Source organism: Providencia sp. 2024EL-00732 (assembly GCF_044006275.1).
Classification (GTDB): Bacteria; Pseudomonadota; Gammaproteobacteria; order Enterobacterales; family Enterobacteriaceae; genus Providencia; species Providencia huashanensis.
Map to the genome: position 1 here is coordinate 117,731 of NZ_JBIPDG010000009.1, position 14,252 is coordinate 131,982.

At 39.3% G+C, this 14,252-nt stretch carries 16 protein-coding genes; 12 read left to right on the top strand and 4 right to left on the bottom strand.

All coding sequences use genetic code 11. From position 1 onward, the window contains the following. Window positions 1–47: 47 nt before the first annotated feature. Window positions 48–965, top strand: a complete 918-nt coding sequence (locus tag ACHB7C_RS14620) for a DMT family transporter (protein WP_042846827.1) — start codon at window positions 48–50, stop codon at window positions 963–965. Next, a complete protein-coding gene (locus tag ACHB7C_RS14625) occupies window positions 962–2,218 on the top strand; it encodes a nucleoside permease (RefSeq protein WP_042846746.1) in 1,257 nt (418 codons plus the stop codon). Before ACHB7C_RS14620 ends, ACHB7C_RS14625 begins: the two co-directional genes overlap by 4 nt. A gap of 115 nt (window positions 2,219–2,333) precedes the next feature. Here ACHB7C_RS14625 and ACHB7C_RS14630 read toward each other — a convergent pair whose 3' ends face one another. Next, a complete protein-coding gene (locus ACHB7C_RS14630; RefSeq protein WP_042846745.1) occupies window positions 2,334–3,197 on the bottom strand; it encodes a YicC/YloC family endoribonuclease in 864 nt (287 codons plus the stop codon). 122 nt (window positions 3,198–3,319) lie between these two features. On the opposite strand from ACHB7C_RS14630, the gene rph reads away from it, so the two are divergent. Together rph and pyrE are read left to right on the top strand one after the other, a co-directional pair. Next, entirely contained in the window at window positions 3,320–4,033 is a 714-nt protein-coding gene (gene rph / locus ACHB7C_RS14635; protein ID WP_042846744.1) for a ribonuclease PH, read from the top strand. Window positions 4,034–4,175: 142 nt separating this feature from the next. Beyond that, complete coding sequence (pyrE, locus tag ACHB7C_RS14640; protein WP_042846743.1) at window positions 4,176–4,820, top strand: orotate phosphoribosyltransferase; 645 nt, start codon at window positions 4,176–4,178, stop codon at window positions 4,818–4,820. Window positions 4,821–4,870: 50 nt separating this feature from the next. Here pyrE and slmA read toward each other — a convergent pair whose 3' ends face one another. From slmA to coaBC, 3 genes are all read right to left on the bottom strand, one after another. Then, window positions 4,871–5,470 (bottom strand): nucleoid occlusion factor SlmA, encoded by a 600-nt coding sequence (gene slmA / locus ACHB7C_RS14645; protein WP_042846742.1) that lies wholly within the window; start codon window positions 5,468–5,470, stop codon window positions 4,871–4,873. Between the two features lie 216 nt (window positions 5,471–5,686). Then, entirely contained in the window at window positions 5,687–6,142 is a 456-nt protein-coding gene (dut, locus tag ACHB7C_RS14650; protein ID WP_042846741.1) for a dUTP diphosphatase, read from the bottom strand. Then, window positions 6,129–7,340: a bifunctional phosphopantothenoylcysteine decarboxylase/phosphopantothenate--cysteine ligase CoaBC gene (gene coaBC / locus ACHB7C_RS14655; protein WP_048605688.1), complete on the bottom strand. Its 1,212-nt coding sequence runs from the start codon at window positions 7,338–7,340 to the stop codon at window positions 6,129–6,131. Before coaBC ends, dut begins: the two co-directional genes overlap by 14 nt. A gap of 188 nt (window positions 7,341–7,528) precedes the next feature. Between coaBC and radC the strand changes: the two genes are divergently transcribed. From radC to ACHB7C_RS14695, 8 genes are all read left to right on the top strand, one after another. Then, window positions 7,529–8,194, top strand: coding sequence for a DNA repair protein RadC (gene radC, locus ACHB7C_RS14660; protein WP_042846739.1), 666 nt, complete (start codon window positions 7,529–7,531; stop codon window positions 8,192–8,194). A 252-nt stretch (window positions 8,195–8,446) separates the two neighbouring features. Then, window positions 8,447–8,683, top strand: a complete 237-nt coding sequence (gene rpmB, locus ACHB7C_RS14665) for a 50S ribosomal protein L28 (RefSeq protein ID WP_166685538.1) — start codon at window positions 8,447–8,449, stop codon at window positions 8,681–8,683. A gap of 11 nt (window positions 8,684–8,694) precedes the next feature. Further along, window positions 8,695–8,862 carry a 50S ribosomal protein L33 gene (rpmG, locus tag ACHB7C_RS14670; protein ID WP_004924244.1) on the top strand — a complete coding sequence of 56 codons (168 nt, stop codon included), beginning with the start codon at window positions 8,695–8,697 and terminating at the stop codon, window positions 8,860–8,862. A 203-nt stretch (window positions 8,863–9,065) separates the two neighbouring features. Continuing rightward, the gene (gene rfaQ, locus ACHB7C_RS14675; protein WP_198861028.1) at window positions 9,066–10,130 is read left to right on the top strand and encodes a lipopolysaccharide core heptosyltransferase RfaQ; all 1,065 of its coding nucleotides are present in this window, start codon (window positions 9,066–9,068) and stop codon (window positions 10,128–10,130) included. Between the two features lies 1 nt (window position 10,131). Beyond that, window positions 10,132–11,256 carry a glycosyltransferase family 4 protein gene (locus tag ACHB7C_RS14680; protein ID WP_042846736.1) on the top strand — a complete coding sequence of 375 codons (1,125 nt, stop codon included), beginning with the start codon at window positions 10,132–10,134 and terminating at the stop codon, window positions 11,254–11,256. Continuing rightward, window positions 11,249–12,046, top strand: coding sequence for a lipopolysaccharide core heptose(I) kinase RfaP (gene rfaP, locus ACHB7C_RS14685; protein WP_272659746.1), 798 nt, complete (start codon window positions 11,249–11,251; stop codon window positions 12,044–12,046). Before ACHB7C_RS14680 ends, rfaP begins: the two co-directional genes overlap by 8 nt. 29 nt (window positions 12,047–12,075) lie before the next feature. Continuing rightward, window positions 12,076–13,086, top strand: coding sequence for a lipopolysaccharide 3-alpha-galactosyltransferase (gene waaO, locus ACHB7C_RS14690; protein ID WP_131680760.1), 1,011 nt, complete (start codon window positions 12,076–12,078; stop codon window positions 13,084–13,086). A gap of 77 nt (window positions 13,087–13,163) precedes the next feature. After that, window positions 13,164–14,231 carry a glycosyltransferase family 9 protein gene (locus ACHB7C_RS14695; protein WP_349488932.1) on the top strand — a complete coding sequence of 356 codons (1,068 nt, stop codon included), beginning with the start codon at window positions 13,164–13,166 and terminating at the stop codon, window positions 14,229–14,231. The last annotated feature ends 21 nt before the right edge of the window (window positions 14,232–14,252 follow it).

Sequence of the window (14,252 nt, forward strand, 5' to 3'; positions counted from 1 at the left end):
AAAATAATATAAAGAATGTTGTAAGTATAGGCAGGATGAATATTGAAATGAAACTCAAAGGTTTAATTCTAGTTTCTTTAGGCGCTTGTAGTTATGGCATTCTTTCGACGTTAGTCATTCTAGCTTATCGTGCTGGGTATTCCCTTAATGATGTCATCGGTAGCCAAACGGTACTTGGTGCGATATTACTTTGGTTTTTTGTCGTCGTTGGCGCATGGGTAAAAAGAGTTCGTTTAGTCTGGCCAACGGGTCAGCAGGGGTTGTTGATGTTACTCACGGGGACAACAACAGGCTTAACGGGGCTACTGTATTATGCATCGCTACAGTATTTATCGCCTGCTCTTGGTGTTGTGTTATTTTTGCAATTTACCTGGATGGGGGTAGTAATTAATACGGTAGTGACGCGCCAAATACCGCCTTTCATGACGGTAATTTCTGTTGTCGTCATATTAATCGGAACAGTACTGGCGACAGGGTTACTGAATAGTGAAACGGTGGTGTTTCATTGGCTTGGTGTGTTATTAGGGCTATTAGCCGCATTATCAAATGCTATCCGCGTGTATGTCAGTGGGGCTTTAGCAATAAAAACTGACCCAATGATGCGTTCTGCAATTATGGTAACAGGCGGAGCTATTTTGACATCAATCGTTGTACCACCCACCTTTTTGCTAAGTGCTTCAACGTTTCAATCGTTATTTTTCTCTTATGGATTACCTCTCGCTTTTTTTGGTTCCTTTTTTGGTATGTGGATGTTTGCCAAGGGCACTCCACTTATTGGCACCAGCCTAGCGACCATTGTTAGCTCAATGCAACTTCCCGTTACTATTTTATTGTCTGTAACGGTATTGCATTTACCTCTTGAATTCATTCAGTTTGTTGGTGTTGTCGTCATTCTTATGGGTGTCGCCATTGCTGAGTTGAAAATAAAAACGAATAAATGTAACTCCAAACGGAGCTTCGTATGAATATTAAATCCCGCTTAAAAATCATGCTTTTTCTACAATATTTTGTCTGGGGAAGTTGGTTGATTACACTCGGCTCTTACATGATGAAAACATTGAGTTTCTCAGGTGCAGAAGTCGGTATGGTTTATAGTTCGAAAGGTGTAGCCGCTATTTTAATGCCCGGTATTATCGGGATAATTGCAGATAAATATATTCCAGCAAATCGGCTATATATGATTTGTCATTTGATTGGCGCTGCGGCTTTATTTTATGCAGCTACAGTAACCAACTCGACAGTGATGTTTTGGGTGATGCTGATTAATGCGATGGCTTTCATGCCAACCATTGCGCTTTCGAACAGTATTAGCTACTCATCATTAAGCCAATATCAGTTAGACTCGGTCAGTAATTTCCCGCCTATTCGTGTATTTGGTACCATTGGTTTTATTGTGGCGATGTGGAGTATTAGCTTATTGAAATTTGAGCTAAGTAGTATGCAACTTTATATTGCAGGTGGTTGTTCATTACTTTTAGCGCTTTATTCACTAACCTTGCCAAAAATTGATGTCAATAAAAAAGCCATTTCAAGTAGCTGGATCAGTAAGCTAGGTTTAGATGCGCTCGTTTTATTTAAAAAACCGATTATGGCGGTGTTTTTCTTATTCGCTATGTTACTTGGTGCTGTTTTACAAATCACCAATACGTTTGGTAACCCATTCTTGCATGATTTCGGCCTGAACCCGCTATACCAAGATAGCTTAGTTGTTCAGTACCCATCGATATTATTGTCGATTTCTCAGATGGCTGAAGTGTGTTTTATCTTAGCAATTCCCTTCTTCTTAAAACGCTATGGCATTAAAACAGTCATGTTATTGAGTATGTTTGCTTGGACATTAAGGTTTGGTTTCTTTGCGTTTGGTGACCCATCTGCGATTGGCTTAATGTTCTTAATCATGTCAATGATTGTTTATGGCTGTGCGTTTGATTTCTTCAATATTTCAGGGTCTATCTTTATCGAAAGAGAAGTCGACACAAGAATGCGGGCAAGTGCTCAAGGTTTATTTATGACGATGGTGAATGGCGTTGGTGCGTATTTTGGCGCTATTTTAAGTGGGTTAGTTGTCGATTATTATACGGTAGATGGGGTTAAAGATTGGCAAATGATTTGGTTGGTCTTTGCATCTTATACCGTAGTATTAGCAATAATATTCCAATTTACGTTCCATTATCATCACGATAAAAACACTGGCTTGAAAGAAGCCAAAGCCAATTAGTCAAAAGTGGCGTAAACCCCGTTCAATACGAGCGGGGATACCCGGATAAGCTGTTAAAAATTAAGCCAATCAATACAAGTACCAATTGGCTTAATTTTTTAGTTATTGAAGAGGGTTATTCAATATTCTGAATTTGTTCTCTCATTTGCTCAATCAATACTTTTAGCTCGACAGCAGAGTTAGTGACTTCGCTATTGATTGACTTCGACGCTAATGTATTTGATTCACGGTTAAATTCTTGCATCATAAAATCAAGGCGACGACCTGTTGCCTCTTTTTTCTTCAGAATATTACGTGTTTCTTTAACATGTGCTTCTAGGCGATCTAATTCTTCAGAAACATCAATACGCTGGGCTAACAAAATAAGCTCTTGCTCTAAACGGTTGTTATCCACTTGGATTTCCGCTTCTTCAAGCTTGCTGTGCAAGCGGTCACGTTGCCATTGTAAAATTTCAGGCATATGTTGGCGGACTTTAGCTACTTCAACCAGTACACCATCGAGGCGTTGTTCGATTAATGCATGCAGTGACGCGCCTTCAGCTTCACGGCTTTGAATGAAAGCATCAATGGTTTCATCTAAGCCTGCCATTAATTGTTCGCTAATGGCGTCTAAATCTTGCTCACCTGCTGACATCACCCCAGGCCAACGTAAAATTTCCAATGGGTTAATTTCACCTTCATGGCTATAATTTTTTACCCAATTAGCGGCACTAATTAATTGGCGAGCAAGCCCCTCATTAAGAATTAATTCACCACGATTTGCCCCATCTAGCTCAAAACGCAGGTTACATTCTACTTTTCCTCGAGTTAGGCGAGAACGTAAACGCTCACGTATAACCGGTTCAAGGCTTCTAAATTGCTCAGGTAAGCGAATATAGGTTTCTAAATAGCGTTGGTTTACGGAACGCAGCTCCCAGGCCGCACTCCCCCATTCACCCTTGATATCACGGCGGGCAAAAGCGGTCATACTTCGGATCATAATTCGTTCCTATCATCATCAAATTAGGGGGATTATAACGCTATGAGGGATGACAGGATAGGCATTATCGCTTTAAGGACGTATAATGCGTCCCAATTTGAGTTGATAATGGAGATAACACCATGCGCCCAGCAGATAGACAAGCAGACCAAATGCGCCCGATTAATATCACGCGCAACTATACCAAGCATGCAGAAGGCTCTGTTCTTATTGAGTTTGGCGACACTAAGGTGTTATGTAATGCAACTGTTGAAGAAGGCGTTCCACGCTTTTTAAAAGGGCAGGGGCAAGGCTGGGTAACCGCTGAATATGGCATGTTACCGCGAGCCACTAATTCACGTAATCAACGAGAAGCGGCGAGAGGAAAACAAACAGGCCGCACGATGGAAATTCAGCGGTTAATTGCCCGCTCTTTACGAGCTGCGGTTGACTTGAAAAAATTAGGCGAATACACCATAACGCTAGATTGTGATGTGATCCAAGCCGATGGGGGTACTCGTACCGCTGCGATTTCAGGCGCTTGCGTTGCTTTAGTTGATGCTCTGAACAAAATGGTAGAGCAAGGTAAGCTAGCTAAGAGCCCATTAAAATCGATGGTTGCAGCAGTTTCTGTTGGAATTGTTAATCAAGAAGCACTGTGTGATCTTGAATATGTTGAAGACTCCGCCGCAGAAACCGATATGAATGTTGTTATGATGGATGACGGCCGTATGATTGAAGTACAAGGCACCGCAGAAGGTGAACCGTTCAGCCATGAGGAGTTACTCGCATTATTAGCACTTGCTAAAACGGGCTTAGAAACGATTTTTGAAGCTCAGCGAGAAGCGCTGAAATAAGTTAATGATTCGTTAGGCGGCTAAATAGTCGCCTTTTTTATGCTTAGAGATAGACCCTTGTTTTTAAGTACGGTACTTATAACAAATAGTCTCTAATTCGTTTTGTCAGATATTAAACAGTAATCCATGAGGAGAATGACCAATGAAAGCCTATCAGCGCGATTTTATTGAACTTGCCATGAAAAAACAGGTGCTTAAATTTGGTGAGTTTACGCTGAAATCAGGTCGCAAAAGCCCTTATTTTTTTAATGCAGGGCTATTTAATACGGGACGTGATTTGGCACTTGTCGGTCGTTTTTATGCGCAAGCGCTACAAGATAGCGCAATAGAATGTGATGTCATTTTTGGGCCAGCGTATAAAGGTATCCCAATCGCAACGACAACCGCAGTCGCACTAGCAGAACACCATGATATTGATATGCCATATTGCTTTAATCGTAAAGAAGCAAAAGATCATGGCGAAGGGGGCATACTCGTGGGGAGCCCATTACAGGGAAAAGTCGTGGTCGTTGATGATGTGATTACCGCAGGGACCGCTATCCGTGAGTCTATGGAAATTATTAAACAGCATAAAGCGACGTTGAATGGTGTTTTATTGTCCCTTGACCGTCAAGAAAAAGGCAAAAGTGAAATTTCAGCGGTACAGGAAGTTGAACGCGATTATCACTGCAAGGTTTATTCAATCATTACGATGAGTGATTTAATTACCTATCTTTCTGAAAAAGAGGGGATGCAGGAACATTTAGTGGCAATGAAGGCTTACCGAGAACAATACGGAATTGAATAAAAAAATCCCCGCGCCCAATAACGGGCGGGGTGAGTAGTATAAATAATCGGTTATTGTAACTGAGCTAGAATTAAAGGCCAGCGTGCTTCGAACTCCACCGTTGGCCGATAACGAAATTCAGAGCGTACAAAACGTGAGAGCATACCTTCACAAAAGGCTAATAGTTGAGAGGCAAGTAATGACTCATCATGGATAAACCCATGGCCATCACGTATTTTTTTCTCTTTCAACACCTGCCGTAATTGCGATTCAATACGTTCAAACAATTGGTTAATACGGTCTTGTAGCCTATCTTGCTCAAACATTAACGCATGACCAGTCATTATACGCGTTAGCCCTGGGTTTTTCTCTGAAAAGCCTAGAACTAGCGCTAATATTAACTTGATTCTGATAATAGTATCTTTTTCATCATTTAAAATCAGATTGATGCGCGAAACCAGTGAGTCTTCTATAAACCCAATGAGGCTATCGAACATTTTCATTTTACTTGGAAAATGACGATATAGCGCAGCTTCTGACACACCAACGGTGGCCGCAAGTTTTGCCGTTGTAATACGCTGGCTACCATCACTACTTTCTAACATTAACGCAAGAGCTTGTAAGATCTCATCACGCCTGTTACGTTTTTTTGTTGTCGCTTTTTCTGCCATGTCTAATAAGACCCCTGCTAAAACAGCAAAACAAACTATCCAAAATTTTGCTTTTAGTAAAGAGACTTACGCAGCAAAATAGGTTTTAAAAATGTAGAGTTTATAAGCAATTTTGAGCTTTCCCCTGTTGTTGATTATATGACTGATTGTTTTTATTGATAAATATAGAACCTAGTGCCGGTTCTATATAGCATATTAAACATCAGGGGGTTTTATTTATTGACGGCCAGAATGACCAAAGCCACCTGCACCGCGCTCAGTTGCATCAAAATCATCAACAATATTAAATTCAGCTTGAACAACGGGAACAAACACCATTTGTGCCATACGCTCACCAGGTTCAACTGTAAAAGATTTATCGCTACGGTTCCATACAGAGACCATAAGCTGCCCTTGGTAATCGGAGTCAATCAACCCAACTAGATTACCAAGTACCACCCCGTGTTTATGGCCTAAGCCTGAACGAGGTAAAATCACAGCAGCAAGGTTTTCATCTGCTATATGAATAGCTAAACCTGTTGGAATCAATTCTGTTTGACCCGGTGCTAAGTCGATCGGTGCGTCAAGGCATGCACGTAAATCTAAACCGGCAGAGCCTGTAGTTGCATAGGTCGGCAGAGGAAATTCAGTACCGATACGGCTATCAAGAATTTTTAGGTCAATTTTTTTCATAACGTTGAAGTATCTCGTCAAGTAAGTAGTGGCTTAATTCAGTTTTACTGCAATGAGGCAAACGAGTATCACCATTGCTATCAAAAAGGTGTAATGCATTGTTATCGCTATTAAACCCGTTATCCGCAAGGGATACATCATTGGCACAAATTAAATCTAATTGTTTTTGTTGCCGTTTTTGGCGTGCATATTCTTCCACATTTTGGGTTTCTGCTGCAAACCCAACAACATAGGGCCTGTTTTGTTTCAGGTTACCCACACTCGCTACGATATCTGGGTTTTTGACCAGTGTAATCATAACTTCATCGCCTTGTTTTTTTATTTTATTTTCGGCGATCGTTTTGGCGCGATAATCTGCAACGGCAGCACACCCAATAAAAATATTTTGTTCAGCAATGGTTTGATGCACTTTATCATACATATCTAAACCACTAATGACGTCGATTCGATTAACCCCTGTTGGAGTTTCAAGGTTTACAGGGCCTGCAATTAATGTCACTTCGGCACCACGTTGACTAGCTGCTTGTGCAATAGCAAACCCCATTTTCCCTGAACTGTGATTACTGATAAAACGAACAGGGTCCAATGCTTCACGTGTTGGGCCCGCGGTAATCATCAATTTAATGCCTTGTAAGTCAAGCTTAGGGTTGAAATGTTCAGCTGCGAGACGAACGATTGCTAATGGGTCAAGCATACGGCCTGGGCCAATATCACCACAAGCTTGGTTACCGTCATCCGGCCCCCAAATCATACATTGGCGTTGTTGCAATCTGATTAAATTGTCTTGTGTGGCGCTCGCCCGATACATTTGTTGATTCATGGCTGGCACAACGGCAATAGGAGCTGAAGAGGCGAGACAGACCGTCGTTAGTAAGTCATTTGCCATTCCAGCACTAAGTTTAGCAATTAAATCCGCAGTTGCTGGTGCTAAAATAATTATATCAGCCCATTTAGCCAATTCAATGTGACCCATTGCGGCCTCTGCTGCTGGGTCTAACAGGTCATCAGAAACAGGATGCCCTGAAACAGCTTGCAAAGTTAAAGGGGTAATAAAGGCCTTTGCGCCCTGAGTCATGACGACTCGCACTACTGCACCTTGATCACGCAAGCGACGTGTCAGCTCAGGGATTTTATAGGCAGCGATGCCCCCGCTGATCCCAATAACTACCTGCTTACCTAATAGTGATAGCTGATTCATTATTTTTATCCGATTCGCTCAATGTGGAAGGCATATTACCACATCATCAGTTTAGGTGGCGCGCTCGATTTGACATCAGATTGTTATTTTTGCGAAGCGTTACTCAAACACGGATAGGCAGGCTTGTTAACGTTTTCTAAGCTATATAAAAAGGTTCGAAAAGGGTTTTGGGGCGAAGGAATAAAGGGATGAGAGAACATCAGGAGTTACCACCGAGGGAAAAACTACTTGCATACGGGGCCGCCTCATTATCGGATGCGGAACTATTAGCGATTTTCTTGCGAACAGGAAGCCAAGGGGAACCCGTTTTACAGTTAGCCAAACGTATGATCAAAGAATTTGGTTCCTTATATTTACTCATCCAAGCTGATTACGAAAAGTTGATGCAGTGTAAAGGTATGGGTAACTGTAAATTTACACAGTTACAAGCCATAAGTGAATTGGCTCGTCGTTTTTTTTCTGAGCAATTTTTACATGAAGATGTAATGAGCGGGCCTGAATTATTGAAGTCAAAGTTGTTAGATTTGTTTGCGGGCCGGGAGCGTGAGGTTTTTATTGTTTTGTTTTTAAATAATCAAAATCAAATTATTTGCCATGAAGAAATGTTTAAAGGCACATTAAATAGAGTTGAGGTACATCCGAGGGAAATTATTCGCTTTGCTATTAAAATGAATGCTAGCGCAATTATACTGGCTCATAACCATCCTTCGGGTAATCCTGAACCGAGTATGGCTGATAAACAAGTTACTGAACAAATTCAACAAGCTTGCTCTCTTATGGGCGTGAAATTACTTGACCATTTTGTAGTCGGGCACAAACAATGCGTCTCATTTGTAGAGCGGGGATGGCTATAAAATTATTTTTTTGCCTAAAAAATGACAACTTTCGTTGTGTTGGGCTTGAGTGAAATCGATTGAAAGCGTATACTACGCCACCTTTAAGGATCTTGGGTTTGGCGAGAAGGGCCTATCTCAGTAAATTTTTTACTCAGGTATAAACGGTTTTTTCAGTCAATGAAAGTTTGCTGAGATGGGCTCCTAAGCCTGACGAGGCGGCCATACCCAGAACAAAAAAGCTCGAGCTGATTAGATTTTTGGAGAATAGACATGTCACGAGTCTGCCAAGTTACTGGCAAGCGTCCAATGAGCGGTAACAACCGTTCACACGCATTAAACGCGACCAAACGTCGTTTTTTGCCAAACCTGCACTCTCACCGTTTCTGGGTTGAGTCTGAGAAACGTTTCGTAACACTGCGTGTATCTGCTAAAGGTATGCGTGTGATCGATAAAAAGGGAATTGATGTGGTTCTTGCTGAACTGCGTGCCCGTGGTGAGAAGTACTAAGGAGCTAAAAAATGGCTAAAGGTATTCGCGAGAAAATCAAGCTGGTCTCTTCTGAAGGTACAGGTCATTTCTATACCACTACGAAGAACAAGCGCACAATGCCAGAAAAACTGGAAATGAAAAAATTCGATCCAGTTGTTCGTAAGCATGTGATCTACAAAGAAGCAAAAATCAAGTAATTTTGCTATCTGCGTTAAAAACTCAGCTTCGGCTGAGTTTTTTTTTGCTTAAAAATTGGTTAGTTACGGATATGCGCATTCGAGGCTATGACCATTATTCTGAAAGTAGTAACATAGCTAGTAATTATTGAATTAATAATGATATTCGTTGTCAAATATCTATCGTCTTTTACACATAATATAGACCTGATTAAGAGTGCCTGGTGAAAAAACAGTTTAAAAAAATTCTTGTGATCAAGATGAGGTTTCATGGGGACATGCTGCTGACTACACCTGTTATCAGCTCATTAAAACACCAATATCCTGATGCAGAAATTGATGTTTTGCTTTATCAGGATACCATTCCCATCCTCTCTGAAAACTCTGAAATCAATGCCTTATATGGCATGGCGAGTAAAAATAGTTCTGGATTGAGTAAAGCCTGTAATTTTATCAAGCTAATGCTAAAGCTACGTAAAAATAAATATGATTTAGTTGTTAATTTAGCTGATCAGTGGTTGGTTAGCTTATTGGTTAGGGCTATCCCTGCTGAAATGAAAATCTCTCATCAATTTACTCATCGAGATTCTCAATATTGGCGTAACAGTTTTACTCATTTGACCCCACCTGAAGGGGAACATGTTGTTGTAAATAATTTATCCGTACTTAAGCCGTTAGAAATAAAAGAATTAAAAACGCATCTAACGATGTCATACTCGGCGCAAGATTGGAAAAATATTGACGAAAAGTTATTAAGCTTAGGCGTCCATAGTAGCTATGTGGTTATCCAACCAACAGCCCGTCAACTTTTTAAGTGTTGGGATAATGAAAAGTTCTCAGCGGTCATTGATGCACTGCAGTCTCGTGGTTACCAAGTTGTTTTGACTTCAGGGCCGAGTAAAGAAGACCTTGAATGTATTAATCAGATTGCAGATGGCTGTAATACAAAACCTGTTACTGAGCTTGCGGGGAAAACAACGTTCCCTGAGTTAGGGGCTCTTATTGCTCATGCCGCTTTATTTATTGGTGTGGATTCTGCGCCAATGCATATTGCTGCAGCGGTAAACACACCTATCGTGTGCCTTTTTGGCGCGACAAATCATATTTTTTGGCGCCCTTGGAGTGATAATGTTGTTCAATTCTGGGCCGGTGACTATGAATCGATGCCACCCAGAGATGAGCTAGACCGCAATAAAAAGTATTTATCCATTATTCCAGCGTTAGATGTAATTAACGCAACAGAAAAAATGTTACCCATGAATATCCGCTCCATGATGAAAAGGTATTAATATGAATGTGGCATTCTGCTTATATAAATATTTCCCGTATGGTGGTCTACAGCGGGATTTTCTGCGTATTGCTACTGAATGCCAGTCACGTGGTCACCATGTTCGAGTGTATACCCAATCATGGGACGGTGATCAGCCTGATGGCTTTGAAATTATCATTGTACCGGTGACATCAAACACGAATCATGGCCGTAATACTCAATATTGCCATTGGGTTTTAGACCATTTGCAGCATCACCCAGTAGACCGTATTGTCGGTTTTAATAAAATGCCGGGCTTAGATATCTATTATGCTGCTGATGTGTGCTATGCCCAAAAAGTTGCGGAAGAAAAAGGTTTCTTTTATAAGCTAACCCCGCGTTATAAGCATTACGCAGCATTTGAAAAAGCTGTTTTTGCAGTGGGTAAGCCCACCCAATTATTGATGTTAACGCCACATCAAATTAGCCATTTTAAAACGCATTATGGGACAGAGAACCAACGTTTCCATATGCTTCCTCCAGGTATTGCTAAAAGTATAAAATACGACCAGCAAATACCGAATGCGAAACAGGTCTATCGCCAAAAAAATCAAATACCAGAATCTGCATTTTTATTGTTGCAAGTGGGTTCTGATTTTAGGCGTAAAGGTGTTGATAGAACATTAAAAGCGGTTGCTGCGCTCCCTGAAGATATTAAAAAAAATACGCTGCTGATGGTGGTTGGGCAAGATAAACCAGCAAAATACCAACGTTTAGCTGAAACACTTGGGATTGGGCAGCAAGTTTCTTTCTTTAGTGGTCGTAATGATATTGCCGAATTAATGGCAGCTGCCGATATATTAATGCATCCAGCTTATCAAGAAGCAGCAGGTATTGTGTTATTAGAAGCTATTACAGCAGGATTACCTATTATAGTGACGGAAGTATGTGGTTACGCTTCATTTATTGAGCAAGCCCAATGCGGTATGGTTATCAAAGAACCATTTGAGCAATCAGCTTTAAACTTAGCATTAGAAAATAGCCTAAAAAATTCTGTTCAGCTTGTACAATGGGCTCGAAATGCACAGTATTTTGCAGATACAGAAGATTTGTATAGCCTACCAGAAAAGGCTGCGGATATTATTTTAGGGTGCTCAAATGATTGAATTAAAAACGCCTTTCAGTGAATTATGGAAAAATAAAGATCCATTTTTTGAAAGCGATAAATTACATGGTGAAGTCTTCCGTGCATTAGAGTCGCGTAAAACATTACGTTTTGAAATTGAAGGGCGAAGCTATTTTATAAAGATCCACTATGGCACAACACTAAAAGAAGTTTTAAAAAATCTATTTTCTTTCCGTTTACCTGTTTTAGGGGCTGATAGAGAATGGAATGCTATCCATCAACTTACTAAAGTGGGCGTTGATACTATGAATGGGCGGGCATTCGGGCAAAAAGGGCTTAACCCTCTTCGCCGACATTCATTTATTATCACTGAAGATTTGACCCCGACGGTGAGTTTAGAGGATTATTGTGCAAATTGGCTAGATGAGCCTCCGGCATTTCGTACCAAGCAAATGATTATTCGTCGGGTTGCGGACATGGTACGTAAGATGCACGCGACAGGTATTAACCACCGAGATTGCTATATTTGCCATTTTTTACTTCATTTACCTTTTACGGGCAATGAAGACGATTTAAAAATATCCGTTATTGACTTACATCGTGCACAACTTAGAAATTCGGTTCCCATTCGTTGGCGCAATAAAGATTTAATTGGGTTATATTATTCTTCATTGAACATTGGGCTAACTCAGCGTGATATTTTTCGGTTTATGAAGGTATACTTTGAGTTGCCGCTAAGAACAATTTTGCAGCGGGAAAGGCACTTAATAGCCAAAGCTGAAAGTAAAGCAGAGCAAATTAAAGAACGTACAATAAGAAAGTCATTGTAAATGAAATTGAGATAAGAGAGATAAACTAAATGTTTTTCAATAAGGACAATGCGATAACAAAGCAAATTGATTTATCCTCAACTGGCGCGGTCGTTAGTGATGATAGCTTGCATATTTCATATGGGATTGACCGTAATTTTCTATATGGCTGTGGAATTTCAATTGCATCTTTATTAAAAACAAATAGAGATATTTCTTTTTCATTTCATATTTTTACTGATTATTTTGACGATGAGCAAAGCCGCCTTTTTCAACAACTAGCTGAACAGTATAAAACCAGTATTCAGGTTTATTTAGTTGATTGCGAACAACTAAAAACACTGCCAAGTACTAAAAATTGGTCATATGCTACGTATTTTAGATTTATTATTGCTGATTATTTTGCAAATCAGCTAGAAAGAATAATCTATATGGATGCGGATATTATGTGCCAGGGTTCATTGCAACCATTATTGAGTATTCAATTTACTGGTGATGAGATCGCAGCGGTGGTACCTGAAAGGGATATGGCTTGGTGGGAAAAAAGGGCAACAGCCTTAGGGGTACCTAGCATTACATCAGGGTATTTTAATGCTGGCTTTTTAGTCATTAATTTAGTTAATTGGGCTAAGTACAATATATCAGAGAAAGCAATGGAGTTACTTTCTCAAGAAGAAGTCAAAGCGAAAATATCGTATCTTGATCAAGATATCTTAAATATGCTACTGACGGGTAAAGTTATTTATTTAGATGGAAAATATAATACCCAATATAGTATAAACTACGAGCTTCAAAAGGGTAAAAAAGAGAACCCAATTACTTCAGAAACGGTATTAATTCATTATATTGGCCCAACTAAGCCTTGGCATGAATGGGCGAATTACTCAACAGCTCAGCCCTTTATTAATGCAAAAAATGCATCGCCATGGAAAGACATTCCGTTACTGAAGGCTAAAAGTAGTAATCATTTGCGTTACTGTGCGAAGCATATGAGCCATCAGAAAAGGTATTTGTCTAGTGTGCAAAGCTATTTTCAATATTTGTTGAAAAAGGCATTTTGATATCTTAAGGGTAATACTTATAAAGAGAAAATGTTAATACTCTTGATGTTCTTTATTTTTTTATGTTAGGTGATAGCATGAGTTTTAATGAATTTAAATATAAATTTAAATCAACTATTCAACAAATTAAAATGTTGAAACCGGCTGATGCCAAAGATAATAAAATAAAGAATATTGACTCAGTCTGTATTGTTTTAGTTAATGTTGGCATAGGCGATGCGATCATGGCAACGTCATTTATCCACACATTAAAAAAAATGAATAAAATTGTTGATATTGTTCTTGCTAAGAAAAATGTTGATATTTTTTCTGAAAATTTAGATATCAGAAACTGTTTTTTAGTGGGTGATGCTAACATATGCAAAATAAAATATGATTTAGTGGTCGATCCCTATAGCCATTGTGGATGGTTTTTTTCTTATAAGTATTATAGTTTATTAAATAAAATGAATTATATTTACTTAAGTGGCTTTAATGTAAAAGCACCAAAAAAATATAGTGATAACTTTATTGCGAGCGATGGCATCCATATAACTGATTACTATAACCATATATTAAAGAAATTTTTTAATAATACAGTTTCTGGGCAATATATTGTTAATATACCCACAAATGAACAAGAAAAAGCAAAGCAATTATTAGAAAACACACCTGTATCGAGTTTAAAAATTGCATTTTGCCCGTTTGCCTCAACGCAAGAGAGAAGCTTTAGTGATGAGCAGGTTAATAGAATTTTAAGTGAGTTAAATAAAATAAAAGATATAAGTATTATTATTCTTTGTGAAGAGCATCGAATGAAACATATTAATCTAACAGGAAACTCATATTTCTATAAGACTCGTAGTTTCTTATCTTCAGCTGCAATATTAAGTTTGTGTGATTTTTGTGTTTCTTCAGATACATCTTTTGTCCATTTGGCAAATAGTAAAGATATCCCATTATTAGCATTTTATAGTTCAGTTTATAATGATGGGTTTAATACTGATTTTTTATGTGCCCCCAACTATAAGAAGTCAAAGCAAATAATAGAACCTACGGGGATCAAAAATATCAAAGTCGATGATATTGTAAACGCAATCATCGCTGAAATAAAAAAATATTATCGAATTGATGGGGTAAATAACTCCTGCAAGCGAGAAATTTAGTCGTTGAGGGGGCCGTATTAA

Excerpts from the sequence above, each read along its gene's own strand:
- ACHB7C_RS14620 (WP_042846827.1), top strand. The coding sequence starts at position 48 with ATGAAACTCAAAGGTTTAATTCTAGTTTCTTTAGGCGCTTGTAGTTAT.
- ACHB7C_RS14625 (WP_042846746.1), top strand. The coding sequence starts at position 962 with ATGAATATTAAATCCCGCTTAAAAATCATGCTTTTTCTACAATATTTT.
- ACHB7C_RS14630 (WP_042846745.1), bottom strand. The coding sequence starts at position 3,197 with ATGATCCGAAGTATGACCGCTTTTGCCCGCCGTGATATCAAGGGTGAA.
- rph (WP_042846744.1), top strand. The coding sequence starts at position 3,320 with ATGCGCCCAGCAGATAGACAAGCAGACCAAATGCGCCCGATTAATATC.
- pyrE (WP_042846743.1), top strand. The coding sequence starts at position 4,176 with ATGAAAGCCTATCAGCGCGATTTTATTGAACTTGCCATGAAAAAACAG.
- slmA (WP_042846742.1), bottom strand. The coding sequence starts at position 5,470 with ATGGCAGAAAAAGCGACAACAAAAAAACGTAACAGGCGTGATGAGATC.
- dut (WP_042846741.1), bottom strand. The coding sequence starts at position 6,142 with ATGAAAAAAATTGACCTAAAAATTCTTGATAGCCGTATCGGTACTGAA.
- coaBC (WP_048605688.1), bottom strand. The coding sequence starts at position 7,340 with ATGAATCAGCTATCACTATTAGGTAAGCAGGTAGTTATTGGGATCAGC.
- radC (WP_042846739.1), top strand. The coding sequence starts at position 7,529 with ATGAGAGAACATCAGGAGTTACCACCGAGGGAAAAACTACTTGCATAC.
- rpmB (WP_166685538.1), top strand. The coding sequence starts at position 8,447 with ATGTCACGAGTCTGCCAAGTTACTGGCAAGCGTCCAATGAGCGGTAAC.
- rpmG (WP_004924244.1), top strand. The coding sequence starts at position 8,695 with ATGGCTAAAGGTATTCGCGAGAAAATCAAGCTGGTCTCTTCTGAAGGT.
- ACHB7C_RS14680 (WP_042846736.1), top strand. The coding sequence starts at position 10,132 with ATGAATGTGGCATTCTGCTTATATAAATATTTCCCGTATGGTGGTCTA.
- rfaP (WP_272659746.1), top strand. The coding sequence starts at position 11,249 with ATGATTGAATTAAAAACGCCTTTCAGTGAATTATGGAAAAATAAAGAT.
- waaO (WP_131680760.1), top strand. The coding sequence starts at position 12,076 with ATGTTTTTCAATAAGGACAATGCGATAACAAAGCAAATTGATTTATCC.
- ACHB7C_RS14695 (WP_349488932.1), top strand. The coding sequence starts at position 13,164 with ATGAGTTTTAATGAATTTAAATATAAATTTAAATCAACTATTCAACAA.